Annotated in this window: 29 protein-coding genes and 1 pseudogene; 11 read left to right on the forward strand and 19 right to left on the reverse strand. The window is 69.3% G+C overall.

All coding sequences use genetic code 11. The annotated features are described in order from the left end of the window. Positions 1-207 precede the first annotated feature (207 nt). The 3 genes from KHA85_RS01590 to KHA85_RS01600 form a co-directional block, all read right to left on the reverse strand. Positions 208-885 (reverse strand): GIY-YIG nuclease family protein, encoded by a 678-nt coding sequence (locus tag KHA85_RS01590; protein WP_308936820.1) that lies wholly within the window; start codon positions 883-885, stop codon positions 208-210. 162 nt (positions 886-1,047) lie between these two features. Next, on the reverse strand, positions 1,048-2,202 hold the full coding sequence (locus tag KHA85_RS01595; RefSeq protein WP_213184554.1) for a DNA cytosine methyltransferase: 1,155 nt from the start codon (positions 2,200-2,202) through the stop codon (positions 1,048-1,050). Between the two features lie 71 nt (positions 2,203-2,273). Further along, the gene (locus KHA85_RS01600) at positions 2,274-3,377 is read right to left on the reverse strand and encodes an Rv3169 family protein (RefSeq protein ID WP_213184555.1); all 1,104 of its coding nucleotides are present in this window, start codon (positions 3,375-3,377) and stop codon (positions 2,274-2,276) included. Positions 3,378-3,613: 236 nt separating this feature from the next. On the opposite strand from KHA85_RS01600, the gene KHA85_RS01605 reads away from it, so the two are divergent. Together KHA85_RS01605 and KHA85_RS01610 are read left to right on the forward strand one after the other, a co-directional pair. Beyond that, positions 3,614-3,799: a hypothetical protein gene (locus KHA85_RS01605; RefSeq protein ID WP_061914077.1), complete on the forward strand. Its 186-nt coding sequence runs from the start codon at positions 3,614-3,616 to the stop codon at positions 3,797-3,799. Continuing rightward, positions 3,792-4,511 carry a hypothetical protein gene (locus KHA85_RS01610; RefSeq protein ID WP_213184556.1) on the forward strand — a complete coding sequence of 240 codons (720 nt, stop codon included), beginning with the start codon at positions 3,792-3,794 and terminating at the stop codon, positions 4,509-4,511. The genes KHA85_RS01605 and KHA85_RS01610 overlap by 8 nt, the downstream gene beginning before the upstream one ends. Before the next feature lie 6 nt (positions 4,512-4,517). On the opposite strand, the gene KHA85_RS01615 is transcribed toward KHA85_RS01610, so the two are convergent. Continuing rightward, positions 4,518-5,726 carry a phosphotransferase family protein gene (locus KHA85_RS01615; protein WP_308936821.1) on the reverse strand — a complete coding sequence of 403 codons (1,209 nt, stop codon included), beginning with the start codon at positions 5,724-5,726 and terminating at the stop codon, positions 4,518-4,520. A 257-nt stretch (positions 5,727-5,983) separates the two neighbouring features. On the opposite strand from KHA85_RS01615, the gene KHA85_RS01620 reads away from it, so the two are divergent. From KHA85_RS01620 to KHA85_RS01635, 4 genes are all read left to right on the forward strand, one after another. Further along, the gene (locus tag KHA85_RS01620; RefSeq protein ID WP_213184557.1) at positions 5,984-6,964 is read left to right on the forward strand and encodes an LLM class flavin-dependent oxidoreductase; all 981 of its coding nucleotides are present in this window, start codon (positions 5,984-5,986) and stop codon (positions 6,962-6,964) included. Positions 6,965-6,979: 15 nt separating this feature from the next. Beyond that, entirely contained in the window at positions 6,980-7,663 is a 684-nt protein-coding gene (locus KHA85_RS01625; protein ID WP_213184558.1) for a trimeric intracellular cation channel family protein, read from the forward strand. A 151-nt stretch (positions 7,664-7,814) separates the two neighbouring features. Continuing rightward, positions 7,815-8,012, forward strand: coding sequence for a hypothetical protein (locus tag KHA85_RS01630; RefSeq protein ID WP_213184559.1), 198 nt, complete (start codon positions 7,815-7,817; stop codon positions 8,010-8,012). Positions 8,013-8,057: 45 nt separating this feature from the next. Next, the gene (locus KHA85_RS01635; protein WP_308936823.1) at positions 8,058-8,495 is read left to right on the forward strand and encodes a hypothetical protein; all 438 of its coding nucleotides are present in this window, start codon (positions 8,058-8,060) and stop codon (positions 8,493-8,495) included. A 56-nt stretch (positions 8,496-8,551) separates the two neighbouring features. Here the strand turns inward: KHA85_RS01635 and KHA85_RS17780 are convergent, their stop codons facing one another. From KHA85_RS17780 to arsB, 3 genes and pseudogenes are all read right to left on the reverse strand, one after another. After that, a complete protein-coding gene (locus KHA85_RS17780; protein ID WP_438802037.1) occupies positions 8,552-8,944 on the reverse strand; it encodes an arsenate reductase ArsC in 393 nt (130 codons plus the stop codon). Between the two features lie 24 nt (positions 8,945-8,968). Next, positions 8,969-9,388, reverse strand: a pseudogene (locus KHA85_RS17785) (arsenate-mycothiol transferase ArsC); the annotation flags it as partial. After that, positions 9,385-10,497: an ACR3 family arsenite efflux transporter gene (gene arsB / locus KHA85_RS01645; protein ID WP_213184561.1), complete on the reverse strand. Its 1,113-nt coding sequence runs from the start codon at positions 10,495-10,497 to the stop codon at positions 9,385-9,387. The gene arsB and the pseudogene KHA85_RS17785, both read right to left, overlap by 4 nt. 98 nt (positions 10,498-10,595) lie before the next feature. Between arsB and KHA85_RS01650 the strand changes: the two genes are divergently transcribed. After that, the gene (locus KHA85_RS01650) at positions 10,596-10,946 is read left to right on the forward strand and encodes an ArsR/SmtB family transcription factor (RefSeq protein ID WP_061229777.1); all 351 of its coding nucleotides are present in this window, start codon (positions 10,596-10,598) and stop codon (positions 10,944-10,946) included. Between the two features lie 49 nt (positions 10,947-10,995). Here the strand turns inward: KHA85_RS01650 and KHA85_RS01655 are convergent, their stop codons facing one another. Then, positions 10,996-11,700, reverse strand: coding sequence for a Fic/DOC family protein (locus KHA85_RS01655; protein WP_213184562.1), 705 nt, complete (start codon positions 11,698-11,700; stop codon positions 10,996-10,998). A 16-nt stretch (positions 11,701-11,716) separates the two neighbouring features. After that, entirely contained in the window at positions 11,717-11,905 is a 189-nt protein-coding gene (locus KHA85_RS01660; RefSeq protein ID WP_213184563.1) for an antitoxin VbhA family protein, read from the reverse strand. A gap of 277 nt (positions 11,906-12,182) precedes the next feature. Between KHA85_RS01660 and KHA85_RS01665 the strand changes: the two genes are divergently transcribed. Next, the gene (locus KHA85_RS01665; RefSeq protein WP_131886375.1) at positions 12,183-12,467 is read left to right on the forward strand and encodes a ribbon-helix-helix domain-containing protein; all 285 of its coding nucleotides are present in this window, start codon (positions 12,183-12,185) and stop codon (positions 12,465-12,467) included. On the opposite strand, the gene bioD is transcribed toward KHA85_RS01665, so the two are convergent. Genes bioD through bioB form a run of 4 tightly spaced genes read right to left on the reverse strand, consistent with a single transcriptional unit; the run spans position 12,452 to position 16,971 of the window. After that, positions 12,452-13,291 (reverse strand): ATP-dependent dethiobiotin synthetase BioD, encoded by an 840-nt coding sequence (gene bioD, locus KHA85_RS01670; RefSeq protein ID WP_213184564.1) that lies wholly within the window; start codon positions 13,289-13,291, stop codon positions 12,452-12,454. The two genes, KHA85_RS01665 and bioD, sit on opposite strands and share 16 nt — an antisense overlap. Further along, positions 13,288-14,499, reverse strand: coding sequence for an 8-amino-7-oxononanoate synthase (locus KHA85_RS01675; protein ID WP_061229773.1), 1,212 nt, complete (start codon positions 14,497-14,499; stop codon positions 13,288-13,290). The genes bioD and KHA85_RS01675 overlap by 4 nt, the downstream gene beginning before the upstream one ends. Continuing rightward, entirely contained in the window at positions 14,496-15,863 is a 1,368-nt protein-coding gene (locus KHA85_RS01680) for an adenosylmethionine--8-amino-7-oxononanoate transaminase (protein WP_213184565.1), read from the reverse strand. The genes KHA85_RS01675 and KHA85_RS01680 overlap by 4 nt, the downstream gene beginning before the upstream one ends. A 1-nt stretch (position 15,864) precedes the next feature. Then, the gene (bioB, locus tag KHA85_RS01685) at positions 15,865-16,971 is read right to left on the reverse strand and encodes a biotin synthase BioB (RefSeq protein ID WP_213184566.1); all 1,107 of its coding nucleotides are present in this window, start codon (positions 16,969-16,971) and stop codon (positions 15,865-15,867) included. 106 nt (positions 16,972-17,077) lie between these two features. Here bioB and KHA85_RS01690 point away from each other — a divergent pair, with 106 nt between their 5' ends. Then, complete coding sequence (locus KHA85_RS01690; protein WP_070722334.1) at positions 17,078-17,614, forward strand: TetR family transcriptional regulator; 537 nt, start codon at positions 17,078-17,080, stop codon at positions 17,612-17,614. Between the two features lie 53 nt (positions 17,615-17,667). Here the strand turns inward: KHA85_RS01690 and KHA85_RS01695 are convergent, their stop codons facing one another. The 4 genes from KHA85_RS01695 to KHA85_RS01710 all read right to left on the reverse strand — a co-directional run bounded on the left by KHA85_RS01695 (position 17,668) and on the right by KHA85_RS01710 (position 21,818). After that, entirely contained in the window at positions 17,668-18,237 is a 570-nt protein-coding gene (locus KHA85_RS01695; RefSeq protein ID WP_213184567.1) for a CAP domain-containing protein, read from the reverse strand. A 158-nt stretch (positions 18,238-18,395) separates the two neighbouring features. Then, positions 18,396-19,013 carry a CAP domain-containing protein gene (locus KHA85_RS01700; protein WP_213184568.1) on the reverse strand — a complete coding sequence of 206 codons (618 nt, stop codon included), beginning with the start codon at positions 19,011-19,013 and terminating at the stop codon, positions 18,396-18,398. A gap of 254 nt (positions 19,014-19,267) precedes the next feature. Beyond that, positions 19,268-19,801 carry a CAP domain-containing protein gene (locus tag KHA85_RS01705; protein WP_213184569.1) on the reverse strand — a complete coding sequence of 178 codons (534 nt, stop codon included), beginning with the start codon at positions 19,799-19,801 and terminating at the stop codon, positions 19,268-19,270. A 403-nt stretch (positions 19,802-20,204) separates the two neighbouring features. Next, on the reverse strand, positions 20,205-21,818 hold the full coding sequence (locus KHA85_RS01710) for an MFS transporter (protein ID WP_308936824.1): 1,614 nt from the start codon (positions 21,816-21,818) through the stop codon (positions 20,205-20,207). A gap of 138 nt (positions 21,819-21,956) precedes the next feature. Between KHA85_RS01710 and KHA85_RS01715 the strand changes: the two genes are divergently transcribed. Both KHA85_RS01715 and KHA85_RS01720 read left to right on the forward strand, forming a co-directional pair. Continuing rightward, positions 21,957-23,096 carry a baeRF3 domain-containing protein gene (locus tag KHA85_RS01715; RefSeq protein ID WP_213184570.1) on the forward strand — a complete coding sequence of 380 codons (1,140 nt, stop codon included), beginning with the start codon at positions 21,957-21,959 and terminating at the stop codon, positions 23,094-23,096. Between the two features lie 121 nt (positions 23,097-23,217). Next, complete coding sequence (locus KHA85_RS01720; RefSeq protein ID WP_308936825.1) at positions 23,218-24,012, forward strand: SurA N-terminal domain-containing protein; 795 nt, start codon at positions 23,218-23,220, stop codon at positions 24,010-24,012. 30 nt (positions 24,013-24,042) lie between these two features. Here KHA85_RS01720 and KHA85_RS01725 read toward each other — a convergent pair whose 3' ends face one another. Further along, the gene (locus tag KHA85_RS01725) at positions 24,043-24,195 is read right to left on the reverse strand and encodes a hypothetical protein (RefSeq protein ID WP_165928484.1); all 153 of its coding nucleotides are present in this window, start codon (positions 24,193-24,195) and stop codon (positions 24,043-24,045) included. 3 nt (positions 24,196-24,198) lie between these two features. Beyond that, a complete protein-coding gene (locus KHA85_RS01730; protein ID WP_213184571.1) occupies positions 24,199-25,098 on the reverse strand; it encodes a class E sortase in 900 nt (299 codons plus the stop codon). Positions 25,099-25,395: the final 297 nt, after the last annotated feature.

The following is a 25,395-nucleotide window of genomic DNA, read 5'->3' on the forward strand; positions in this document are numbered from 1 at the left end:
TTGACTGCTATCACCAAGCCCTAGCTGGAGACGACGGTGAAGTGCTACTTCATTTGTCGACTTTCGGTTCTGACGCGCGAAAGAGTCAGCCGAAGGTTAGTCAGACATTGCAGATTGACGCGCGGATTGCTGCCGAGTTGATTGACGTCATATGTGAGACGTTTCCCCACTTACGCAGCGCGGCTGAATGAGCTAGGGCGTGGACCGTTACTCATCACGAAGCGGGAGTGGCACTTCGCTAGAAGACAGGTCAGTTTCGGAGTGTGGCCACACCAAATCCGAACCGGTTTCAATCCCGGGGAGAACATTTCCTACAAGGGCGCTCACGTTGATCGCGTCCTTGCTGGGACCGGGTCTTCCCTCGACGAAGGAGAGCCGCGCAGCCGCAAGGTCGGCAAGGCGGACCGCTTGGATTACTATCACGCGACGCAAGCCGGGGGATACCTCGCCACGTTCGTGCGCTACTGCGGCGACTCGAGCAAGCGTTTCTGCTCGCCTCGCTATTCGGACATCCGGGTGCTCTCGCTCAGCCCGCATAGTCTCGGGGATTAGGTCGAAAGAGTAGGATTTCGGAAGAGTTACTATCTCCGAGACCGGAGGTATCTTCTCGTTGAGGATCGCGTTATATCTGGAGTTTGCAATCGAATCGCAATATACCGAATACTCGAGTTCGTCAACTCTCTTATTCCTCTCGCTCTTTGGCAAGCCTCTGGCCGACTCAAGAGGCCAGAGCCTCATCTCGGCGACTTCGAACGGGTCGAGGATGCGATATGCGATCGTGTCAGACCGCTGTCCTCTTAGGTGTCGTCCGATGCGGGTGCCGAAATCTTCCGTGGTTTGTCCGACATAGATCGGCTCGCCGTCATAGTCGAAGAAGGCGTACACGCCGATGCAGCGATTTAAGATCCGACCACTCTGCTCATCGGTAGTGTTCAGAGCTTCACTAAGTAGGGCCCTGAAGCCCTGAACGAAAGGCGTCGAGAGGGAGCTCTTCGACGGGACTGGCCCGGCCGGGTCGTTTGCGGACGCAATTCCTCGGCTTCCCACTTACGCCCCCTTTGCCTTTGTTAGATCAGTGCGGCCTCGGTTTAGTAGTGGGACCAGGTAGTTCTCTCCGAGCCATTCAACAGCGTCGACGCAAACGGCATCTCCGAATCCAAAAAGAATCTGCTGATCGCGCAGCCCTGAAAGGTTGTACTCTCGGGCACCCATCAAGTTCGCATACTCGCGTGGCGTCATCCACCGGACCTGCACTGATCCGTTTCCCGCTTGGACGACGGCCTGCTTGGAGGATCCGCCGCGGGCGGTCCGTAGACAGCCACTTATGTCATCCGCGCGAATTTCCCAGACGGCGATGCCTTTGCGGGTGCGGCGATAGGCTGTTCGATGGGTTGGGGAACTCCCGTTTCTTAGGATGTCGAGGCGTGCGGCTTGGGCTGGTGAGAGCGACTCGACGAATTTTGAGGTCCGGTCCTCGTTCCACCAGCGAGCATCGTCACTGGGCACAGTTTCGAGATAGCCAGATAGACCGGAGTTGAGCGGTGGAGGAAGGCTGGGTAGCTCCGCGCGATGGGTCCGCAACAGCGGATCGCCGTAGATGGTTTGGAGCCAATCCGGCCGTAACTCAGAGTTTGGTTCAACTACGTCTTCGGGAGGGTCGATTGCGCCGATGAGGAAAAGTCGTGGTCTGGACTGAGGGACGAAACGGCGGGCGTCGATGGAGATGACGTCGACGGAATAGTCGAGGCGATTTAATTCGCGGACTGCGGCGGCCAAATCTTCGCCGCCGTGGCTGCTAGCGAGCGCGGTTACATTTTCCAATGCGATGACGCTGGGCCGATCGTCTTCCATTTCCTCGAGGACTCTTGTGAACTGATAGAACGTCGATGACTGTCGCCCAATGAGTCCCACTCTGTTTCCGGCAAGGGAAAGGTCCGTGCAGGGGAACGAGGACCAAGCGAGGTCGACTATGGGGAGGTCCTTCCCACTCACCTCGCGAATATCTCCAAGGACAAATTCATGGGTGTCGGCGTCGGACTCGAACTGCTGGCGGTACATCTCGTACTTGAATTTCTCGATGTCGTTGGCCCAGGTAACGTTTACGCCGACCTTTGCTAGGCCCATGCGTGCCAACCCGACTCCTGCGAAGAATTCTGCTGCCGTGAAGAATTCTTTACTGTCGGGAACGAGGGTCAATGCCATGTTTCCAGGCTACCGCAGCCCTGCTTGATGGGCGGCATCCTGCTTCGAACGCGCATACGACCCGGGATAGGCTATCGCGCAGCCATATCGCCCCAGTCGGTGAACCCCGAGGGGTCGTGCCGGCCTAAGTTCGCGTGCTCGAACAGGCCCCAGCCTACGTCTCCGTTGCAGGTCGCCCGGGCCACGTGGTCGATGGTGTTGAACGGCAGCATCGCGACCACGTCGGGGGAGGTCATGTCGTAGGTGACGGACTCGCTCCACTCGCGGCTCATCCAGCGGCCGTGCGACCACGCCGGGTCCCCGACGTACCCTGAGCCCATGCTCAGCGGAACGCCACCGAGGGTTTCGACCTCCAGCAGCAGCGGCTCGCCGCGGGGCGTGGTGAGGTGCAGACGCGCGCAGTCGGGGTGGCGGGTCCCGCTGCGGTAGTCGACCTCCATCCGCGGCCAGCCCAGCTGCTCGATCCTCCCGTCGGCGAACACCCGGCTGGCGTGGTTCAGCGTCCGGTGCCCGTCGGGGCTCTCCTGGAGGATCACGACCATCGCGTAGTCGTCAAAGCGCAGCGGAACGTAGGTCCACCAGAAGCCCTCGCGCGGCTCGGCCGCCCACCGGCCGGCGGGGTCCGACTCGCCGCTCGGCCGGATGCCCCACGAGCGATCCCGCGTCCCCAGCCACACGTCGGGATCCACGGCGAAGTCGCGCCCGTCCACCGAGAGCGTGCCCGACCAACTGCCCACCTGCGCGAACCGGCTCGCGTCGAGCATCGCGCGCGTGCCCTCGAGCAGCACGTGCCGGTCCTCGAGCACCGCGTCGAACGACCCCTCCCACGTCATGTCCACCGACAGGTCCGGATGCTCGCACACCAGCCGCAGGGTGCGCAGCGGCTCGATCACCTCGATCCGGAACCCTCCCACTGCGGGCGCGAGCGACCGGGCGTTGAGGGCGTCGGAGAACCGCACCGACCGCTGGGTGTCGCCGTGGCGGACGGTGACGAACGCGTCCACGATCCCGAGGTTGGGATACACGCCGAACCCCGTCACGAGGAACACGTCACCGGTGCGGTCGTGCGCGTTGAAGTAGTAGCGGTCGTAGAAGTTCCGGTCGCTCGTGCCGACCTGGGCCATCGGCAGGGGCGTCTGGTGGACGGGGAACTCGTCGAGCGGCGTCGGCTTCATCGGCAGGCCTGTCGTGTCGGGTCAGGAAGGTGATTCCACTCTGGTGCAGAGAGCCGTTGAATGTCACCGCTTCGTACGTAGTCCCGGCATGGGTGCGCGGGAAGTGAGTCCGCCGTCGTCGCGCTAACAGGGGCGACATCCCGGCAGCCATCTGGGAGCAGTACGGCCGCAACCCGACTCCTGTCGTACCGGCGATGCATACTGAGGGCACGTAGGAGAGGAGGGGGAGGTAAGCCATGACCATTGTGTTCGAAAACCCAACTGAGCCGGAGCTTCGCGAGAAGGAGCGGCTCGCGCTCGCACGGGTCGGCCACAGCTACGAGGAGCTGGCCAAGCTCGCCGAACAGTACCTCTTGACCGACGAAGAGCGGGAAGTCTGGGACGAAGTCAAGACGATTCGTTTCCTCTTATGGGATGACTGACGACTCCGGAAGCGATTTCGGTGAAGACGAAAAGCGCGACGCAGACCTTCAACGCGATGTACGCGACTTCGCGGTGAAGTGCAGTAGCCGCATCGAATCGACGCTGGCCGGCGCCCGATCTGAAGAGCCGTTGAGTGTCGTCAGATCTCCCAAGGGGCCGAGGTTCTCGTTTGAGTTTCGGCGACCACTGAAAGCAGAACGAAATCCTGCCTCGATCGGATTTGTCGAGGTCCACTTCACGGTGGGGCGCGACCGGGCGGGGCGCTACATGGCCGTGTACGAGTCCGCGTTCAAACTCCTTGATATGCGCAAGCGACTGATCTTGCGGATGGAGTATCTGCGCGAGCCGGTGCACGTACCGTCTTCTCACATTCACATACACGCGCAGAGTGGGCCACTAACGCTGTTCCTTGCCAAGACGGGTCACAAGACTCCGGCTGCTGTCGAGTCTCTCCACATCCCGACCGGCGGAGAGCGCTTCCGGCCTTGCGTCGAGGACTTCTTGGAGTTCCTGATCGCCGAATGCGGCGTTGAAGGAAGTGGTGACTGGAGAGAACAGATTGACCAAGGGCGAGCTGAATGGAGGGACTATCAAGCCCGCTCGGTCATACGCGAGCGGCCAGAGGTGGCAGCAGAAGTCCTTCGAGAGCTGGGAGCGAAAGTTGAGCTTCCGGAAGACGGACTTCAGCAGTCACCGCGAAACGCCTTCTGAGTGCGGTCAGCCGGCGATCAGGCGGGCGAGCATCGGGTGGTGGAGGACGTACTCGTCCGGGTGGGAGGGCGCCTCCTGCTCACCGAAGTGGATACGACGACGAGTGATCCGCGACAGGATGATGGCCTGCCGCAGCCCGGCGTAGACGTAGTAGAACGGAAGATCCCGGACGGTGGAGCCGGTCAGCTGCTCGTACTGCTCGACGACCTCGGAGTGGTCGAACACGTCCGGGATCCCGGGGAAGCCGAAGGTTTCCGCGAGGTCCTGGAACAGGTCGTGGAAGTACAGGAACCAGCCCAGGTCCACCTCGGCCGGCGCGATGGCCGCCATCTCCCAGTCCAGGACGGCGGTCGGGGTGGTGCCCTCGTAGAGGATGTTGCCGATGCGGGCGCCGCCCCAGCTCAGCACGTCGGGACCGGTCTCGGCGGGCCATCGCTCCTCGATCCAGTCGAAGGCGCGCTCGATGAGCGGGATCCGCAGCGCATCCTCGTGGGTCGTCCACTCGTAGTAGGCGCGCTGCTCGTCGACGTGCGCTCGTAGCGCGCTCATCCCGGGCGCCGGGGCCAGCGCCGGCAGGAGGTCGGCGGGCGCGGGGATGCGGTGGATCTCCGCGAGCGCCGCCACGGACTCGCGCTGGAGCTCGGCCCGCTGCTCGGGGGTCATCTCGAGTAGCCAGCCGTCGAAGACGTACGGGGGATTGTCGACCGGCGCCTGACCGGAGGCGCGGTCCATCACCAGGAACTGCGCTCCGAGCACGGCCGGATCCTGCTCGAGCCAGCGCACCCGCGGCACCGGCAGGTCGGTGGCCTCGCCGACCACCCGCATCACGTCGAACTGCCGCTGCAGGTCGTAGGCGGGGAACACCGGGAACGCGTCGTCCAGCGGGCACATCCGGGCGACCAGCCGCGCGGTCCGCGGGGCGTCCGAGCCGACCGGCGTCCACGTGGCGTCGAAGAGCACCGAGATGTTGGACATCCCCGAGCTTTCCGGTCGGCTCACCGCCGTGACATCAACCGCGGCCGCGGCGTCGACCTCGTCGCGTTCGGCCAGCCCGGCCGTGAGGCGCTCGCGGAACGCATCGAGATCGGCCTCTCCCGAGGTGACCTGCTGGTGAAGCGGCTCATCGGAGCGTGTCTGCGCTACGTGCTCGGACCCTTCGTGCGGATCTGATGCGCGGGCGGGACTCCGCGACGAGCCCAGTGTGACCCACGACACAGGGGCGGAGGTTCGATACGCCGACGCCCGCAGGCGGCCACGGGGTGTGGGGCGGGAACCTCGTCGTCGTCGTCGTCGTCGTTCCGGTCCGGTCCTGCACGTCGCCAACGCGGTACCGGTGTGACCCACGCCCGTCACGGGGGCGGGCGCGGGTGGCGCCGATCCGTGACCCATCACCGACCTCGTCGCATCGGTAGCCTCGACACACGAGCCGCGGATGTTCGCGGCGGTAACGGTGAGCTACGAAAAGGTGTGTTGTGTCGGTCCCCTTGAGCATTCTCGACCTGGTCTCCATCTCCGAGGGGGCCACCGCGCGTGACGGCATCACCGCGTCGATGGAGTCGGCCCGCCTCGCCGACCGGCTGGGCTACTCGCGGCTGTGGTTCGCCGAACACCACAACACTCCCAACCTCGCCTCGAGCGCCACGTCGCTGCTCATCTCGCAGGCGGCATCGGTGACCGAGCGGATCCGCGTCGGCTCCGGCGGCGTCATGCTGCCCAACCATGCGCCGCTCATGGTGGCCGAGCAGTACGGCACACTCGCCAACATCCACGGCGACCGGATCGACCTCGGCCTGGGCCGCGCCCCCGGCACCGACGGCATGACCGCGCAGGCCCTGAGCCGCTCGTCGGCCGAGCCGCAGGCGTTCGCCCGCCACATCTACGACCTGCAGGGCTGGTTCGGCGAGTCCGGCACCGCCCACAGCATCCCCATCTTCTCCGCCGTCTCGCAGGGGATGGAGGTGCCGATCTGGGTGCTGGGCTCCACCGTCAACGGCGCCTCGATCGCCGGCCAGCTGGGACTGCCGTTCTCGCTGGCTTCGCACTTCGCGCCCGACCAGATCGACGACGCCATCCGCGTGTACCGCGAGACCTTCAGCACCGAGGCGCCCACCGCCCGCATCGAGAAGCCGCAGGTGATGGCCGGGATCAACGTGGTCGTCGCCGACACCGACGAGGCCGCCCAGCGCGAGTTCACCACGCTGCAGCAGATGTTCCTCGACCTGCGCGCCGGCCGCAGCCGCAAGATCCAGCCGCCCGTCGACCCCGCCCAGTTCGCCGGCGCGACCAACCCGATGCTCGACATCAGCGCCGTCGGCTCGCCTGACACGGTCAAGGCGCAGCTGGAGGAGTTCGTCGAGCGCACCGGCGCCGACGAGCTCATCACCGTCACCTACGCCTACGACCCGGCGGTGCGGAACCGTTCGATCGAGCTGCTGGCTGACCTCTGGTTCTAGTCGCGCGCCGGACCCGTGGAGTTCCTCACCGTCCTCTTCCTCATCGGTATCACCGCCGAGGCGATGACCGGTGCGCTGGCCGCCGGTCGCGAGCGCATGGACCTGTTCGGGGTGGTGATCGTCGCGTGCGTCACCGCGATCGGCGGTGGCTCGATCCGGGACGTCCTGCTGGGCCACTATCCGCTCATCTGGGTGGAGAATCCGTCCTACCTCGCACTGGTCGCGCTGGCGGCGGTCGTCACCGTGGTCGTCGCCCCGATCATGCGGCACTTCCGGGTGCTCTTCCTCGGGCTCGACGCACTCGGACTGACGGTCTTCGCGATCATCGGCGCCCGGATCGCTATCGAGATGGGACACGGCGTCATCATCGCCGTCGCCGCCGCGGTCATCACGGGCGTATTCGGAGGAGTCATGCGTGACCTGCTGTGCGACCGGGTACCACTCGTGTTCCGGCAGGAGCTGTACGCCAGTATCGCCATCCTTGCCGCGCTCGTTTTTGTGGGTCTGGTGGCTGCGGGCGTCCCGGAGAACTGGAGCGCGGCGATCACCCTGGTCGTGGGGTTCAGCCTTCGCGTGGCCGCGATCCGCTTCAAGCTCGGCCTACCGGTGTTCGACTACTACCAGGAGACCGAGCGCCCTCTACGTGGACGTCGTCGGCACCGCTGGAGTGTCCGGGGCTGGTCCAAGGACGTGGACTGACACGCCGGGCCGGGTGGTCGTGCGCCGGACGTGGCGGTTTACGTTCGTCTGACGCCAGTTGAGTGAAATGGTGGTGCCGACAATGTCACTTAAGGGGGCCTACAGTGACATTGTCCGCGGGTCCCACCTGTGGTCTGCAACGCCGATCTCTGTGATCGACCTCGCCGTTGCCCATCCGACTTTCGCGGTCCGCGACGTCGAGCAGGCGCTGGGCGTCTCCTATGGCCGGGCCAACAAGGTTGTCAGACAGCTGGGGGAGCTCGGTGTTCTCGCCTTCATCGATCCCGAAGCGTACAAGCGCCGGGTGTACGCCCCCCGCGTACACGACGTGATTCTCGGGAGGGGATAGAGACAGGTCTCGACGCCGCTCAGCCTGCCTGCGTCGACCGCGGAGGTGCGCCCGCTCCAGATTTCCGGCGCCTCGTCCGGCAGCCCCGAGCCGATCCCCGAACCCGGCACGCACGCGCAGACCGTCGAGTTCCGGCTCGGCGACGGCTCGGCCGACGTGCACCTGCTCCTGGCCGGCATGGCCGTCGCGGCCAGGCGCGGGCTCGACGACCCCGGCAGCCTGCAGCAGGCCGAGCGCCTCAACGCCGCCGACGGCGAGGACTTCGAGACCCTGCCCACCTCGTGCGCGGAGTCGGCCGACGTTCTGGAGGCCGAGCGCGAAGTATTCGAGGCCGACGGTGTGTTCCCCGCCGCGCTCATCGACTCGGTGCTCGCGGGGCTACGCGGTGATGACGACGACAACGACGACGACGAGGTGGGCGACTCCGGAAGCGGCGACGCAAACCGGGAGGAGCTCATCCGCCGCCACTGGCACGTCGGCTGAACCCGTCCGGTCGCCCGGGGTGGCCCGGGGGAGCGGGCCTGCCCCCTGCCCGTCCGCTACGACTCGGTCTCGAGCAGTTCGGAGATCAGCGCGGTGACCCGCCGCTTGATCTCGTCGCGGATGGGGCGGACGGCCTCGATTCCCTGGCCTGCCGGGTCCGCCAAGTCCCAGTCCTCGTACCGCTTGCCGGGGAAGATCGGGCACGCGTCGCCGCAGCCCATGGTGATGACCACGTCGGAGGCGCGGACGGTGTCGGTGGTGAGGATCTTCGGGGTCGCCGAGGTGATGTCGACGCCGTCCTCGGCCATCGCCTCGACTGCGACCGGGTTGATCTGATCCTTGGGTGCCGACCCGGCAGACAGGACGTCGATTCGTCCTCCGGCCAGGTGGGACAGGTAGCCGGCGGCCATCTGGGAGCGCCCGGCGTTGTGGACGCAGACGAACAGCACCCGGGGCCTGGAATCGGTCAGCTCTGCGAGCAGGGTGCGGACGCGGCGATCGATGTCGTCGCGGACCAGACGCATCCGCTCCATGCCCTCGATGCCCCGGTGCGACGGCTCGTCGGTGCGCCAGATTTCGAGCGCGCTGACCTCGTCGTCGTCGATCTCCCCGGCGGCCTCGTCGCCCAGGACGATCACCCGGTCCACCTGTCGCAGCAGGTCGGGGTCGACGGCCGTGGGGGTCTCGCCGGACATGTCGGCGCCGACCTCGGCGACCACCTCCGCGGACAGCGCGTTGACGGCCGAGCCGGGCCGGGTCCCCGCCGAGTGCACCTCGATCGCGTCACCGGCGTGCAGGCGCATGAGCGCCGCCGCCATCTGGGACTTGCCGCTGTTCTTCACGCACACGAACAGAACGCTGGGGACGTGGTGCGCCTGCTGCTCCCCGGTCATGAGCGGGTCCCGGTCACCGAACGATCGGGCAGGGTCGGGTCGCCCGGGAAGAGTTTCGGTCCCGCCCACAGGGCGACGTAGACGAGCCCGATCAGAACAGGAACCTCGATCAGCGGGCCGACCACACCCGCCAGGGCCTGGCCCGAGGCGATACCGAAGGTGCCGATCGACACCGCGATCGCGAGTTCGAAGTTGTTGCCCGACGCGGTGAAGGCGACGCTGGTCGACTTGGCGTAGTTCAGCCCCACCGCCTTGGAGACGAACCAGCTGAAGAAGAACATCAGGACGAAATACAGCAGTAGCGGCACGGCCATCCGGGCCACATCCAGCGGCTGCGAGGTGATCGCCTCGCCCTGCATCGCAAACAGCAACACGATGGTGAACAGCAACCCGTACAGCGCCCACGGACCGATCCGGGGAAGGAAGGTCTCCTCGTACCACTGGCGTCCCTTCGCCCTCTCCCCCAGCACGCGGGTGAGGAAACCGGCCAGCAGCGGGATACCGAGGAACACCAGCACCGAGAGCACGATCGCCCACACCGAGAACTCGGCCGTCGTGGTCTCCAGCCCCAGCCAGGAGGGCAGAAGCTGCAGGTAGAACCAGCCCAGGGCGCCGAACGCCACGACCTGGAACACCGAGTTGATCGCGACCAGCACCGCGGCGGCCTCCCGGTCCCCGCAGGCCAGGTCGTTCCAGATGAACACCATCGCGATGCACCGCGCCAGGCCCACGATGATCAACCCGGTACGGAACTCCGGCAGGTCGGGTAGGAAGACCCACGCGAGGGTGAACATGAACGCCGGACCGGCGATCCAGTTGAGGAACAGCGACAGCGTGAGCAGTTTCCGGTCACCGGTCACCCTGTGGGTCTCGTCGTAGCGCACCTTCGCGAGGACCGGGTACATCATCACCAACAGGCCGATGGCGATCGGGACGGAGATCCCGCCGATCTTCACCGAGTCCAGCGCCCGGTCTAGGCCGGGGATGAACCGTCCGAGCAGCAGCCCGACGGCCATCGCCATGAGAATCCAGAGGGCCAGCCAGCGGTCGAGGAACGACATCTTCTTGGCGACCGGTGCCACGCCGGGCCCGGTCATCATGGTGCTCATCCGGGGGAACGTCCTTAGATCGATGATTGTCTATGGGGGAGGCTAGACTGACACATCGGTAAGTGTCAATGTATCTTCGGGGGCAGGTGAGGTGGACGATGACAACAGTGGAACCCGGCCTGTCGGCGCCGGAGCAGGACGCGTGTTGTTCGATGTCGGCGGGGCCGGTGGACGCTTCCACCGCCGAGCGGATGTCGGCGCGACTCAAGGCGCTCGCGGACCCGATGCGGTTGCGCCTGTTGTCGCACATCGCGGCACAGGGGTGCGACTCCGTGTGCGCGTGCGACCTGCTCGAGGTCGTCGACATCAGCCAGCCCACGATCAGCCACCATCTCAAGAAGCTCGTCGAGGCCGGGTTGCTGGTCCGCGAGCAGCGCGGCAAGTGGGCGCACTACTCGGTGGTGCGCGAGTCGTTCAACGACCTGCGTAGCTTCCTCGACCTGTCCTGACCGGGCGCGACGACGCGGTGGGGAGCCCGGTGGGGAGCCCGGTCGTCGGCTACCCGGTGCGACCGTAGGGCGTGATGACCGCGGCCCTGTGGTGCTCGCGCATGGCGCGGAAGTGCGCGGAGGAGTCGAGCAGCGAGCGGTTGCCCAGGGTGGTGGCCAGGCGGCCCTCGGCGAGCTCGGAGGCCGGGTGGACGGCGCGTCTGAGCTGGTCGGCGAGGTGGTCCGGCCGCCCGTACACCGACATGTGGCGGGCTGCGTGCGCCGCTGAGGCGTCGATGCCGGCCCAGTTGACGGCCCACCCGGCGTGGCGGAACATCTGGTCGAAGAAGACTCGCTGCGTGCGGCTGTTCCCATCGCGGAACGGGTGCACGAGGGTGAGCTCGGACCAGTGCTCGGCGATGGTGTCGGTGGCCGCGTCGGGGTCGGTGGTGCTGGGCGGTCGGATGGCGATCTGCCGGAAGACCCGGTCGAGCTCGTCGGGCAGGAACTGCGGGCGGGCATGAGGGATGCCGAGGGCGCGGGTGTCGACGGTGCGGAGCTCGCCGGCCCAGTCGAAGACGTCCTGGAGGATGTAGCGGTGGATCGCGCGGAGGTGCTTGAAATCGAATCGACCCTCCAGCGGGCTGAGTTCCAGTTCCACGACCCGGAAGAAGGCCAGGTCGCGCTCGTATTCCGCCAGCTCGGCGGGGTCGGAGATGCCCAGTCGGTTACGCAGAACCCCCGAGGGTTCCTTGTACGGATCTCGGGGGTTCATGGGCGTGAGGGCAGCGTCAGGGAGCGGTGCGCTCACGCACCGCGGCGCGGATCTCGGCGAGAGCCCGGTCGCGGCTGAGGATCCCGTCGGCGAACCGGCGGGTGATCTCGAGGGCCTCGGGTGAGGGCTCCATGCCGGCCATGCGGTGGCCGGCGGCGGCTCCTGCGAGTGCCTGGTCGGTGGTCGGGCGGATGCGGGTGGCCACACAGTCTCCTTGCGTCGACGTGCAGCCGATTCTACCTGCTCAGCAGGGCGGGGACCGCGACCGGCAAGTGGACCGCCCCGCCCCGCCTCGGTCGTTCTCGTCGCCTCAAACCGTGATACAGTTTTGAATGTGAAAGCGGTGATCTACGCGTCGCCCATGTGTTCCACGCCATGCTGCTGACGGCGGCTGTGGCTCGCGAGGTCCTCGTGGCAACCGGAGGGGCGGTTGATCTGACCGATGAGGTCAGTGCCCGGCAGAGAGCGCGATTGGAGGAATGATGAGTGCTGCCAGTGAACGTGAAGCCCGCTACGAGCGTCTTGCCGACGCGGTGGAGGCCGGCGAGTACGAGATCGACGCCGGGGCTGTCGAAATACGTCCGGACTACCGGCCCGGCCGGCCGCGGACCGGTGATGTCGCAGAAGAGACCCGGCCGTTGGCTGTCCGTTTGACCGAGTCGGACCGCCGAAGGCTTGCGGACTATGCCGAGCGGACCGGGCAGCCGATGAGTGCGGTTATCCGGTCAGCGATCGACGAGTACCTCGGACGTCATCCCGCAGCCTGACAGGCCGGAGATCCGATAACCGTCGACTTCTCACCGTAGTGCGCCCGCCGATCTCCGCTTCGAAGGACGTCGAGCAGGTCGGGGACGAACCACCCCGGTGCGCGCCGCTCGAACTCGTCCCGCTCCACCGCCCCGGCACCCGCGGGCACCCGGCCGAGCACCGGAACCCCGGTCAGGCGGGGCAGATCCTCGAGGTTGCAGCGCTCGGCGAGGTCCGGATCGGCCGGCCAGGACCCGATGACGATCCCCGCGCACCGCAGACCCGCCGCCTCGATCGCGCGGACGGTGAGCTCGGTGTCCGACAGCGTGCCCAGTCCGGCCCTCGCGACCACGATGACCGGGGCGTCGAGCGACCGGGCGAGGTCGAGGACGGTGAGGCCGGTACCGAGCCGGACGAGCACGCCGCCGGCGCCCTCGACCAGATCCAGGCGCCCGCGTGCAGGTCCGGAGGCCGCCGCGGTGTCGGGCGCCGACCCGCCGGACGTGCGGAGCCACGCGCGGATCGGATCGATCAACTCGGGCAGCGTGGACTGCGGCAGGCCGGCGACGCGGGCGGCGGTCTCAGGCGCCAGCGGATCGGGCAGCCGACGGATCTCCAGCATCCGCCGCACCCTGGACAGGCGCGCGGCCTCGTGGGCGTCGCCGGGCTCGCCGGGCGCGAGGCCCGTCTGGATCGGTTTGCAGATCCCCACGTCCAGGCCCGCCGACAGGCCGTGGGCGGCCAGCGCTGCGGTGGCGATGGTCTTGCCCACGTCCGTGCCGGTGCCGGTGATGACGATCGGCGCCGGGGCGGGCGGGGATGCGGAGCCGGAAGACGCGGTCATGCGCGGGCCCCCTCGAGCCGCGCTGCCGCCCCAACCGGGTGCCCGTGCTCGGCCAACACCTGGGCCAGCACGTCGCTCGCCCGCGCGAGGTCGGCGTCGGAGAGGTCCGCCCGGGCGGTGAGGCGCAGCCGCGCGGTGCCCTCGGGAACCGACGGCGGGCGGAAGCACCCCACCCGGACGCCCAGCTCGAGGCACCTGCCGGCGGCGGAGACCGCGCGGGCGGGGTCGCCGAGGATCACCGACACCACCGCCGAGCGTGGCTGCTCGGCGCCGGTGACCGCGGCCAGGTGCTCGGCGACCTCCACCACGCGCGAGGCGAGCGAGGGGTCGCGGCGCAGGACGCCGAGGGCGGCGCGGGCCGCGCCGACCGCGGCGGGGGCGAGGCCGGTGTCGAAGATGAAGGTGCGCGCGCTGCTGATGAGGTGCTCGCGCACCCGCTCGGACGCCAGGACCACCCCGCCCTGCGACCCGAGCGCCTTGGACAGCGTCGCCGTGACCACCACGTCCTCGTGCCTGCTCAACCCCAGTTCGTCCACGAGCCCCCGCCCGCGGTCGCCGCGCACGCCGAGGCCGTGGGCCTCGTCGACCAGCAGGACCGCGCCGTGCGCGCGGCTCGCCCCGTGCAGCGCGAGCAGGGGAGCCAGCTCACCGTCGGCGCTGTACACCGAGTCGGTAACGACCAGCGCGCGCTCCTCGGTGCGCTCGGCCAGGGCGCGTGCCGCCGCCGCGACGTCACCCCGGTCGACGACGACGACACGCGCCCTCGCGAGCCGGCACGCGTCCACCAACGACGCGTGCGAGCCGCCGTCGGAGACGATGAGCGATCCCCGCCCGGACAGCGCCACCACGGCTCCGAGGTTGGCGGTGTACCCGGAGGAGAAGACCAGCGCGGCGGGCTTGCCAGTGAACTCGGCGAGCTCGTCCTCGAGCGCCAGATGCTCCTCCGTCGTGCCCGTGACCAGGCGTGATCCCGTCGCGCCCGCACCCCAACGGCGCGTCGCTGCCACGGCGGCGTCCACGACCTCGGGGTGCCGACCCAGCCCGAGGTAGTCGTTGGAGGCGAGGTCGATCACGCCGTCATCGGCCGCGCGTGGGGCCAGCACCCGCCGCACATGCCGGGCGGCCCGGTCGGCGGCGGCGTCGTCGAGCCAGTCCAGGGCGGGGGAGCGGTCGGGCGCGGGCCCGACCGGTGAGCTCGGCCCGATCATCGGCCCGCTCCCGCCGCTGCAGCCCCGGCCACCGCCGCCGCACAGATCCGATCGATCTCGTCATCCGTAGAGGTGTACGGCGGCATCGTGTAGATGAGATCCCGGAAGGGGCGCAGCCACACGCCGTGCGAGGTGATCGCTGTTGTCGTCGTCGTCATCTCCACCGGCTCGGCCAGCTGGATCACCCCGATCGCCCCGAGCACCCGCACGTCCACCACACCGGGCACGTCGAGCGCGGGCGCCAGCCCGTGGCGCAGGCCCGCCTCGATGCGCGGCACCTGCTCGCGCCACTCGCCGGCCTCGACCAGGTCCAGCGACGCGCACGCCACCGCGCACGCCAGCGGATTGCCCATGAACGTCGGCCCGTGCGCCAGGCCCCCCGCCTCGCCGGCGCTGATGACCTCGGCCACCCGGTCGGTGGTGAGCGTCGCGGCGAGGGTGAGATACCCGCCGGTCAGGGCCTTGCCCACGCACATCACGTCCGGTGCGACGCCCGCGTGGTCTGCGGCCCACAGCTCGCCGGTGCGGCCGAAGCCGGTGGCGATCTCGTCGAAGATGAGCAGCGTGCCCGTCTCGTCGGCCAACCGGCGCAGGTCACGCAGGTACCCGGGGTGGTGGAAGCGCATCCCGCCCGCGCCCTGGACCACCGGCTCGACGATGATCCCCGCCAGCTCGTCGGCGCTCCTCCGGATCACCCGCTCGAGCTCGGCGACGTAAGCGGGGTCGTAGTCGGCGGGCGGAGCGGGCGCGAAGACCTGCTCGGCCACGACGCCGCGCCACATCGCGTGCATGCCGCCCTCCGGGTCGCACACGCTCATGGGCGTCAGGGTGTCGCCGTGGTAGCCGCCGCGCCACGTCGCCAGACGGGTCCGCCCGGGGTGGCCGATCGAGCGCTGGTACTGGATCGCCATCTTCGCCGCGACCTCTACGGACACAGAGCCCGAGTCGGCGAGGAAGACCTTGTTCAGCGCGCCGGGGGCGAGGCGGGCGAGCCGCGTGGCCAGCTCGACTGCCGGTTCGTGCGTGAGCCCACCGAACATCACGTGGCTCATCGTGTCGATCTGCCGGTGCGCGGCCGCGTCGAGGTGTGGGTGCCGGTAGCCGTGTATCGCCGCCCACCACGAGCTCATGCCGTCGATGAGCTCGCGCCCGTCGGCCAGCCGCAGCCGCACACCCTCCGCCGAGACCACCGGCAGTGGCTGGGTGCTCGCGGGGAACCCGCCGTAGGGGTGCCACACGTGCTCGGCGTCGGCGGCGAGGAGCGCGCCGGTGCGCGCCTGCGCGGCGTCGGCGGCGAGGAGGGCGGAGGGGGTGTCGACGACGACGAGGCCCTCGGAGCGGGGGAGGTGGACGGAGGCCGACATGTCAGGCGTTCGCGGGCTCGCTCGTGCCGGCTCCGCGCGTGCGGATGGCCACCTTCTCCTCCCGCCTCCCGGGAGCCGCGGCCGCGGGATCGCCCTGCTCGCCGGCGTGCTCCGGCGGTGCCATCCGCAGGACCTCGAGACCGGCGTCGGCGATCATCTGCAGGTCCTGGGCGCCGGGCTGGCCCTCGCTGGTGAGGTAATCGCCCAGGAACAGCGAGTTCGCCACGTACAGGGCGATGCCCTGCAGATGGCCCAGGTGTCGCTCACGTCCGGCGGCCACGCGGATCTCGGTGTCGGGGGCGACGAAGCGGACCATGGCGAGGATGCGCAGGCAGTCGCGCGGGTTGAGCGTGTCGACGCCCTCGAGCGGGGTGCCGTCGAAGGGCAGGAGGAAGTTCACCGGGATCGAGTCGACCTCCTTCGCCCGCAGGTCGAAGGCCAGCTCCACGAGCTGTTCGGGGGTCTCGCCCATGCCGGCGATGAAGCCCGAGCACGCCGACAGGCCCGCGCCGTGCGCCTGGGCGACGGTGTGCTCGCGGTCGGCGTAGGAGTGGGTGGTGCAGATGTCCTCGTAATGGCTCTCGGCCGTGTTGAGGTTGTGGTTGTAGGCGTCGGCGCCGCTCGCGCACAGCTTCTCGGCCTGGCCGTCCTTCAGTGCGCCCAGGCAGGCGCACACCTCGACGCCCGGGGTGTCGGACTTGATGGCCTCGATGATGTCGGTGACCTTGCCGACCTCGCGGTTGCTGGGGCCGGTGCCGCTGGCGACCAGGCACACGCGCGAGGCGCCGGCCGCGATGCCCGCCTTGGCGGCGGTGACGGCCTCGTCGGTGTTCAGCCACGTGTAGCGCAGGATGCCGGCCGTGGAGTTGAGACGCTGCGAGCAGTAGAAGCAGTCCTCCGGGCACAGGCCGGACTTGAGGTTGACCAGGTAGTTGACCTTGACGGTGTTGCCGAAGTGCTCGAACCGCAGCCGGGACGCCGCGGCCACGACCTCCATGAGCTCGGAGTCCGGCGAGTCGAGGACAGCCAGGGCGTCCGCCGCGGTGACGACTCCGCCGGCGAGGACGTGGTCCGCGAGCTCGTGCCAGCGGGAGGTGGTGACGGGCATGGCTTCCTCCTGAACGCCGTTCATTGAACGGTGTTAAAGCTAGCCGAGCGTCTTCGTCTTGTACAGCGTTCAGGAGGATCGGGGTCGCGCGGTAGGATCGTCGATCATGGCCCTGACAACGACAACGGTCGTCGACACCGCGCTCGACCTGCTCCGCGAGTCCGGGCTGCCCGGGATGTCGATGCGCACGTTGGCGACGCGGTTGGGCGTCCAGCCGAGCGCGCTGTACTGGCACGTGCCGTCCAAGCAGGCGCTGCTCACCGCGGTCGCCGAGCGGATTCTCGCGGCCATGGGCTCGGTGGGCTCGGGTGCGTCTGCGGCCGCCGAGCTGCGGGAGGTGGGTGCGGTGCTGCGCGCGGCGGTCAGGGGCGTGCCGGACGGCGCGGAGATCGTCGCACTCGGCCTCGCGGCCGGTGCGGTGAACCCGGTCGCCGGCGCGGTCGAGGCCACCTGCGTCCGCCACGGCCTGGAGGGTCGGGCCGCGGGCCTGACGACGGCTCTGACCTCCTACGTGGTGGGCCTGAGCCTGGAGGAGCAGACGCACCACAACCTCACCGTCGCCGACCCCGCGACGCCGCCGGTCGAGTTCGAGGCGCGGTTCGAGCAGGGCCTGGACGCGCTGCTCGCGGGCGTGCCCGCCTGACGCTTGCCGCAGCGCGCCACGGGTGGGCCGGCGCCGTCGCGCCGCCGGCCGGATCAGTAGCGGGCGAACACCTGGGTGGCGTAGAGCTTGCCGTCCGCGGCCACGGCGGCGCCCATGCCCATCGAGGTGTGGCCCGGGTTGAGAAGGTTCGCGCGGTGGCTGGGGGAGTTCATCCATTGGTCCACCAGCTGCTGCGGCGTGGCGTGCGCATAGTTCTGCAGCACGTTCTCGCCGAAGTGGCGCCAGCCGCCGGGGATCTCGTCGCGCACGTGCGGGTTGTGGAACATGCGGTTCTGAGCGGCCTGCGTGCCGCTCCAGCGGACCGCCACGTCCGTCAACCCGCCGTGGCTCTGGAGCGGGGCGAGACCGTGCGCGCTGCGAGCGGCATTGGTGGCGTTCTCGAGCTGGGCGCGGTACTCGGCGGAGGCGGGATCCAGGGTGGGCGCACCCCCGGCGGGCGCAGGAGCGGCGAATCCGATCGTCAGGCCGGGCAGGTGGATCTGCGGCAACTGGATCTGGGGCGCCTGAGCCGACGCCTGGGGTCCGGCGCAGAGGGTGACGGTGGCGGACGCCGCGGCGACCAGGATCAGGCCGCGGCGCAGATGGTGGAGGGCTCGGGTCACGAGGGTGGGTACCTTTCGTGTGCTGCGACCCGACGGTCGGATCGCCAGCCGAGACGGTAGGGCCGACCGGTGCCCTAAGCCAGCCGTCATCACCCCGTGACCAGCCTGACCTGCACTCCGCCGGGGGCGAGCACACCCCCGCTGGACGGGTGTTCGTGTCAGTCGCGGGCGAAGTCCTGGACCACGTGCACGGTTCCGTCCTCCGCGGTGACCACTCCTACGCCGACCCGCGTGAACTCGCCGTCGAGCATGCGCTCCCGCATCCCGGTGTCGGTGAGCAGTGCGGACAGAGTGTTCTGCGGCGTCGCGCCGGCGGGCAGGGTCAGCACTGTGCGGTCGCCGGACTCCTCGCCCGCGGGAGCCTTCTCCGAGTCGGCGTCCTCACTCGCCCGGGCGTCGGCGGGAACGGGGACGTCGCCCGTGGCCGGATCGCCTGCGGCGAGTTCGGCCGCGCGCTCACGGGCCGATGCCTCCAGCACCGGGTCGGTGATCAGTCGGTCCGCGCCCACCACGAGACGGGCGTCGTTGACCGCCGCCACCACGCTGCCCTCGAACGCCATCAGCCGTACCTCCTCAGGTAGGAGATCGGCCGTGGCGGGATCGGCTGCCGCGGCGCCGCCGGGCTGGGCGCCGGCGAGCGACGACAGGCCGGGGATCGCCAGGCCGAACGGCAGGGCGAACTCCAGCGATCCCTGGGCGGCCGCGGTGCCCGTGCCGGAGACGAGCAGGAGGGCTGCGGCGCCCGTGGCGACAGCGGAGCGGAAGTGGTGACGCACGCGATGGTCCTTTCCTCGGGCCCCGGCTCGCGCCGGGCTTGCGTGGGCGAAGTGGGCTGGGCGGCGGGCTCGCCGCAAAGTCACTCCTGCAACTATCGCCACTCTAGTCACACGCGTTACAGGTGTGCGATTCGTGCGCCGGGCGTCGCCGTGACGCCGGCGTGACTCCGGCGCGTAGTCGGCTGACGACAACGGCGACGCCCCCGCGTCTGAGCAGGGGCGTCGCCGAGAGTGCGGCCGCACGGGCCGGTGGGTCAGTGCAGACTGACGAAGTTCTGCGTGGAGTACAGCTTCCGGCTGTCGGCCACGTCCGCGCCCACGCCGAGGTGCGTGTGGGCGGGATTGAGAAGGTTGACGCGGTGCGGGGTCGAGTTCATCCACTGACGCACCAGGGTCTCGCCACTGGCGCCGCACCAGTTCTGCAGCACGTTCTCGCCATAGCTGCGCCACTGTCCGGGGTAGGCCGCGGTGACCTGGTCGCGGATTCCGGGGTTGTGGTACATCCGGTCCTCGGTGGCCATCTGTTCGCTCCAGGTCTGGGCGATCCCGTCCAGGCTCTCGAGCCGCTTGACGGGGGCAACCCTCGCGGCGGCGCGCTCGCGGTTGGTGTGTTCGTGGACGTCCTCGATCACCTGCTCGAGCTCCGCGGGGGTCGCGGACTCGCAGGGGGCCGGCGTGGCCATGGTGAATTCGAGAGACTGGGCGGCGGTGACCGGGGCGGTCAGGACGGTGAATGTGGCGGCGGCGATGACGACAGCGCGTATGCGGAGCCGGGCGATAGTTCTCATGAGGGGATCCTGAGGGGATATGGGGATGTGAGGGTGGCGGAGGGGTTGCCACGACCTGAGAATAAGGTCACGTTCCGGCGGCCACGCGAGAATCCACCCCCGCCGGTCCGGGGGCCGGATCGCGAAAAGGCCAGGTCGGCACGACGAGTGTCGCTCCGTCATCTAAACGATCGTCCAAGAGCGCCGAACGCGGCCCGCCGGGTCCACGGATTGCGGCCCTGACCCGGCGCGCGGTGCCCGGGCCGGCGGGATACGGATGAGCGTTTCTCGCCGTTCACACGTTGAGATGATCACCACACGTGGTCGGATCAGCCCCGCGGCCACCCGGCCGGAGGGGGTGGGTCAATTCTCTCCGCTTGAACCGCCCATCCGCGCGGAGGCAGGGTGTCGCGGAGGCAGGGCGTCAGGCGCAGCGCTTCTCGCGGCGGCGATCCACCACGCTGAACGCCAACGCGCCCGCCGCCAGCAGCGCGATGATTCCCAGCGCCGCCCGGAACGCCAGCAGCCAGTCGCCGCGGGACTCGACGATGCCGAAGAGCACCCCGGGCACGATCGCCGTGCCGACCGCCGTGCCCATGCGCTGGCCGAGCGAGATGATGCTGCCCGCGACGCCGCCGTAGGCCGGGTCCACCGCCCGCAGCGTGAGGGTCTGGTTGGGCGAGATGGTCATGCCCTGCGCGATGCCGACGAACGCCGCCGGGACCATGAACACCAGGTAGTGCAGCGCGCCGGATTCGACGAAGCCGGCCAGCACCATGAACGTCACCAGTGCGGTGATCGTGATGGAGAAGCCGGTGATGACCATCCGCCGCCCCAGGCGCAGGACGAACCGCCCCGCGACCTGCGCGGAGATCGCCGCGCAGACCGACGCCGGGAGGCTGATGAACGCCGAGTCGATGGGTGCGTACCCCAGGTGGAACTGTAGGTACAGCGGCATGATGACCCACAGGCTGGTGCCGCCCACGAAGTAGATGGACACGATGATCATGCCGTTGCGGAAGCCCGCGTCGCGGAAGATGTCCGGGTTGACCAGCGGCGGCCGCCCGAGCCGCTCGTAGCGCCGCTCCCACCACGCGAACACCCCGAGCAGGGCCAGCCCGGCGGGCACGAGCGCCCAGTACGCCGGATGCAGGTCGCGGCCGAGGAACGGCAGCATCACCGCGAGCACGGCCACACCGAGCAGCGCGATGCCGATGGGGTCCAGATCGAGCCGCCGACGCCCCGGGGCCGGCCCGGTCGCAGACGGCCCTCGCATGCCCGGGGCGTCCGCTCCAGTGGCGGAGCCGGCGGCGTTGTCGTCGTCGTTGTCGTCGTCACCTAGTCGGGCGGTGGCCCGCTCCGAGCGCGCCATCTCCGCCGCACGGGCCCTCGACCCACCCACGTCCGGACCCTCGTCGGCGGCACGGGGAAGGGCGCGGTCGTCGGCGAGCCAGCGCTGCCCCAGCACCAACGCCAGCACACCCAACGGCACGTTGACCAGGAACATCGCCCGCCAACCCAGGTTCTCACCGAGCGCCTCGATGAGCAACCCGCCCACCAGCGGCCCCGACGCGGTGGCGATCGAGACGGTGGTGGCCATGGTCGCGAAGGCGCGGGCGCGCGCCTCCTTGCGGAAGTACTTCTGGATGAGTCCGAACGTCTGCGGGTTGAGCATCCCCGAACCGACGCCCTGCACCAGGCGCGCGAGGTTGAGCATCTCGATCGACTGCGCGAAGCCCGCGATCAGCGCGCCGACGATGAACACGGTGACGCCGGCCAGGAAGATCCGCTTGCGGCCGGTCGCGTCACCGAGGCGCCCCGACGGCACCAGGAGCAGGCCGAACGCCAGCGCATAGCCCGAGATCACCCACTGCAGGCTGCTGGAGTCGGCCCCGAACGTCGTGCCGATCACCGGCAGGGCCACGTTGATCACCGACAGCGCCAGCAGCGCCATGAACAACGGCACCATCAGCGGCGTGAGGATCCTCGCCGTGCTCACCGGCCGGGGGGTCGCGGTCTCCACACGTTGATCGGTCACTCCCGCGATGGTAACCGCGGCGTGGACGCACACCCCGGGGCCGGACCCGGCACCCGCTGGCGCGCACCGATTGTCACAGCCCCACAACAACCCGGTCACAGCCTTCTCCCGTACAGGCGTCGTCGGTAACGTCAGGTCATGGCTGATCCAATGCGCACCGCAGAAGCAGATCCCATCCCGTACGCCGACCTCACCGAGCTGGGCGGCACCACCGGCCGGGCCGTGTCCATCTTCCTGCCCACGGCCCGCGGGGGCGCGGAGGTCCGGGAGAACCCCATCCGCGCCAAGTCGCTCATCAAGGAGGCCGAGGCCCAGCTCCGCGCCCACGGCGCCTCGGAGGAGGAGACCGGCGAGATCCTCGGGCCGCTGGTCACGCTCCTCGAGGACGACCCCTACTGGAATTCCATGGCCGACGGTCTCGCGCTGTTCGCCGCCAAAGGCATCTGGCGCGCGTACCGCCTGACCACCGACCTGCCGGAGGCGGTCCACGTGAGCGACCGGTTCGCGCTCCGGCCGATCGTGCCCGCAGCGGTCGGCGACCGCACGTTCCTGGTGGTCGCGGTGAGCCAGAACAAGGTCCGGCTCCTCGAGGGAACCGCGTCGACGATTCGCGAGCTCGACCTGGGCTCGATCCCCTCGTCGGTCGACGACATGGCGGGTGACACGCAGCCGCCGCCGCACCAGCAGCAGCGCTTCAGCGCCGGGGCCGGCGCCGGACACGCGGGCAGCACCGCGGGTGGGGGAATCGTGCACAGTCACGGCACCGGCGCCGAGGTCGGCGACGTGCAACTGGAGAAGTTCCTGCGCCAGGTCGCGCACGGGGTCGAGGAGGTGCTCGAGCCCAACGATCGCCGCCTCGTCGTGTTGGCGTCCGTCGCCGAGTACATGCCGCGGTTCCGCGAGTTCCTGAACTACGAGAACCTGGTGGACGAGGTCGCGGCCGGCAACCCCGATGCGCTGTCGCCCGGGGACCTGCACGAGCGGGCCTGGAAGGTCGTGCAGCCCGCGTTCGGCCGTCTCGCCGAGCGCGACGCCGAGCGCTTCGGGGACGCGATCGGCGCCGGCCGGGCGATCGCCGGCGGCGGCTCGGATATCCTCCGCGCCGCGCAGGAGGCCCGGGTCGAGCGGCTCATCCTCACCCGCCGCCGCTGCGCCGCCGACCACGGCCCCGACGACTTGGACTCGGCGATCGGCCAGGTCCTGGCCACGTCGGGGTCGGTGATGGTGGTGGACTCGCTGCCGCAGGACGTGTCGGAGGGCGCGATCCTGCGGTTCTGACGCACCAGGTGGCGGGCGGCGCGGGTGAGGCCCCGCGCCGCCCGCCGCGCGCACAGTTCCTGCTCAACTCGGATGTGTAGCGTCGGCGTCTTCACGCACACGAACAACGTGAGGAGATCGAGTGCGCTCGAGGACATGGCGGGCGGCCGTCGCCGCCGCGGGACTCGCACTGGTGGTCGCGGGGTGCGGCGCCGGGGGCGACGACGACGAGGGCGGCGCCACGGCCGCGCCCGCAGCAGCCGAGCAGTCCGGACAGGCGGCCGGGCCGGAGCAGGGCGGCGAGCAGTCGCCCGACGGGCCCGATACGTCGGACATCCCGGACCCGGTGGCCGAGGTGAACGGGACGGAGATTTCGCGCGACGAGTTCCTGTCGGTGTTCGAGAACCGGTACAAGCAGATGGGCATGCAGGCGCAGATGACGGGCCAGCCCGTCGACGAGGCGCAGCTCAAGAAGCTGACCACCGACGGGCTGGTCGGCACCGAGCTGCTGACCCAGGAGGCCGAGAAGCGGGGCATCGAGGTCTCCGACGAGGAGATTCAGGCGGAGCTCGAGGAGTTCGCCGAGACGAACCAGGTCAGCCCCGACGAGTTCATCGCGGCGATGGGGGAGCAGGGCCTCGACCGCGACGCGGTGATGGAGCAGATCGACAAGCAGCTGCGTGTCGAGAAGCTCATCACGTCCGAGTTCGGCGAGTTCGAGGTGACTGACGCGGAGATCGAGGCCGCCTACGAGCAGATCGGTCAGCAGCAGGCGATGGCCGGCGGCGGCGGTGCGGCCGGTGGTGGCGGACTGCCGCCGCTGGAGCAGGTGCGCGGCGAGGTCTCCGAGCAGGTGCGGGTCCAGAAGGAGGCCGGCGCGATGGAGGAGCTGTCGCAGAAGCTGCGCGCAGGCGCGGACGTGACCGTCCACCTCTGATCGCCCGGCGGCGTGCCCGGCGAGTTGCGCCTATACCGTCACGTCGTTGTGCGGCAGCTGCTGCGAAACCCACGGGAACACCACTTCCATGAGCAGCAGGAAGACCGCCACCAGCAGGGCAAGCGCGATCAGCGCCTTCACCGGCCGCGGGCCGGGCAGGAATCGCCACAGGTAGGCATACATCGGTCAGTCCTCCAACGCGGCCGGGCGGCCGTCGGCCTTGGCGGTGGTCTCGGTGAGCACGGCGTGCACGATCAGCCTCTCGGCGTTCGAGTACATCGGGTGGCAGGTGGTCAGGGTGAGCAGCCGCTCGAGCGCTGCCCCGTCGGCGCCACCTGTCGCGCCGGTCTCCTCCGCCGCACCCGCCGCGCCGGCCCCGCCTTTGTGTCCGGGCACGGGCGCGATCACCTCCACCGCCTCCGGTGTGGTGATGTGCGCGCCCCGGACGTCGGCGTAGTCGCCGGTCGCGATCCGCTCCGACTGCTGCGGCGTGAGGCAGTCCTGCGCAGCGGCCAGGCGTTCGGCGCCGCCGGCCTCTACTGGCAGGAGCCGGTACGTCAGCCACTGCGTGGCGGTCTCGATGACGATCGGTTCGCACGAGGTCAACCGGTCGAGGCGCTCGAACACGGCGCCTGAACCGTTGCGGTGACCGGCCAGCGCCGCGTTGCCCGCCTCGCCCGGCATCTGGGTCCCGGGATAGTGTCCCGGCCCTGTGCGCAGGTCCTCGGCCCGGACGCCCTCGACCACCGCGTAGACCGCGTCGTCACCGAGCGTCGGCAGGTGGATGCGGGCGAACGCCTCGCCCAACGGTGGAGCGGCCAGCGGTACCGGTTCGCCACCGGGCGCGCGAGTTGCCGGGCCCGCGGACTCGTCGGCGATCCCCGCGGCGTCAGCGGCGGCTTCTGAGACCGGGCCGCTCGACCATCGCTGCTCGAGTCCGGCGGTCGCCTCGTTCTGCAGGCGCCGTGAGTCGAGATTGCTCCAGAACGCCTCGTAGAACAGGAAGAGCAGCAGCACCGCGCCCACCGTGAGCAGCAGTTCGCCGACGATCCGGGTGGCGCCGAGCCGGCCGGTTTGTGCGCTCATCGATATCCCCCGTCGTCCTTCTGGTCTGCGTGGCCCGTAGCGCCCGGGCTCGTGTCTGCCCACCCCCTGATCAGTGCCGCTCCGGCGTCCGCGTCGGACCGGAGCCGGCGCGCGCCCGTCCAGCGTCTGCTTTCGCATCGTCCACCGTTGGTGAGATCGTCTCACGACGACTCCCCGGGCCCCCGCACCCCGATGGTCGTACTCATGGCGGAAATGGACGTAGCCATGGCGGCGTCCGGCCCGATTTACCGCCATGGTTACGTCCAAATCGGGGGAGCAAAGTCGGGCGAGCCAACT

This window comes from Dietzia massiliensis (genome assembly GCF_018390595.1).
GTDB classification, from domain to species: domain Bacteria; phylum Actinomycetota; class Actinomycetes; order Mycobacteriales; family Mycobacteriaceae; genus Dietzia; species Dietzia massiliensis.

Excerpts from the sequence above, each read along its gene's own strand:
- KHA85_RS01690 (WP_070722334.1), top strand. The coding sequence starts at position 17,078 with ATGGCCCTGACAACGACAACGGTCGTCGACACCGCGCTCGACCTGCTC.
- bioB (WP_213184566.1), bottom strand. The coding sequence starts at position 16,971 with ATGCCCGTCACCACCTCCCGCTGGCACGAGCTCGCGGACCACGTCCTC.
- KHA85_RS01725 (WP_165928484.1), bottom strand. The coding sequence starts at position 24,195 with ATGTATGCCTACCTGTGGCGATTCCTGCCCGGCCCGCGGCCGGTGAAG.
- KHA85_RS01600 (WP_213184555.1), bottom strand. The coding sequence starts at position 3,377 with ATGAAGCCGACGCCGCTCGACGAGTTCCCCGTCCACCAGACGCCCCTG.
- KHA85_RS01665 (WP_131886375.1), top strand. The coding sequence starts at position 12,183 with ATGAGTGCTGCCAGTGAACGTGAAGCCCGCTACGAGCGTCTTGCCGAC.
- KHA85_RS01680 (WP_213184565.1), bottom strand. The coding sequence starts at position 15,863 with ATGTCGGCCTCCGTCCACCTCCCCCGCTCCGAGGGCCTCGTCGTCGTC.
- bioD (WP_213184564.1), bottom strand. The coding sequence starts at position 13,291 with ATGACCGCGTCTTCCGGCTCCGCATCCCCGCCCGCCCCGGCGCCGATC.
- KHA85_RS01730 (WP_213184571.1), bottom strand. The coding sequence starts at position 25,098 with ATGAGCGCACAAACCGGCCGGCTCGGCGCCACCCGGATCGTCGGCGAA.
- KHA85_RS01605 (WP_061914077.1), top strand. The coding sequence starts at position 3,614 with ATGACCATTGTGTTCGAAAACCCAACTGAGCCGGAGCTTCGCGAGAAG.
- KHA85_RS01650 (WP_061229777.1), top strand. The coding sequence starts at position 10,596 with ATGACAACAGTGGAACCCGGCCTGTCGGCGCCGGAGCAGGACGCGTGT.
- arsB (WP_213184561.1), bottom strand. The coding sequence starts at position 10,497 with ATGAGCACCATGATGACCGGGCCCGGCGTGGCACCGGTCGCCAAGAAG.
- KHA85_RS01655 (WP_213184562.1), bottom strand. The coding sequence starts at position 11,700 with ATGAACCCCCGAGATCCGTACAAGGAACCCTCGGGGGTTCTGCGTAAC.
- KHA85_RS01705 (WP_213184569.1), bottom strand. The coding sequence starts at position 19,801 with ATGAGAACTATCGCCCGGCTCCGCATACGCGCTGTCGTCATCGCCGCC.
- KHA85_RS01715 (WP_213184570.1), top strand. The coding sequence starts at position 21,957 with ATGGCTGATCCAATGCGCACCGCAGAAGCAGATCCCATCCCGTACGCC.
- KHA85_RS01610 (WP_213184556.1), top strand. The coding sequence starts at position 3,792 with ATGACTGACGACTCCGGAAGCGATTTCGGTGAAGACGAAAAGCGCGAC.
- KHA85_RS01675 (WP_061229773.1), bottom strand. The coding sequence starts at position 14,499 with ATGATCGGGCCGAGCTCACCGGTCGGGCCCGCGCCCGACCGCTCCCCC.
- KHA85_RS01595 (WP_213184554.1), bottom strand. The coding sequence starts at position 2,202 with ATGGCATTGACCCTCGTTCCCGACAGTAAAGAATTCTTCACGGCAGCA.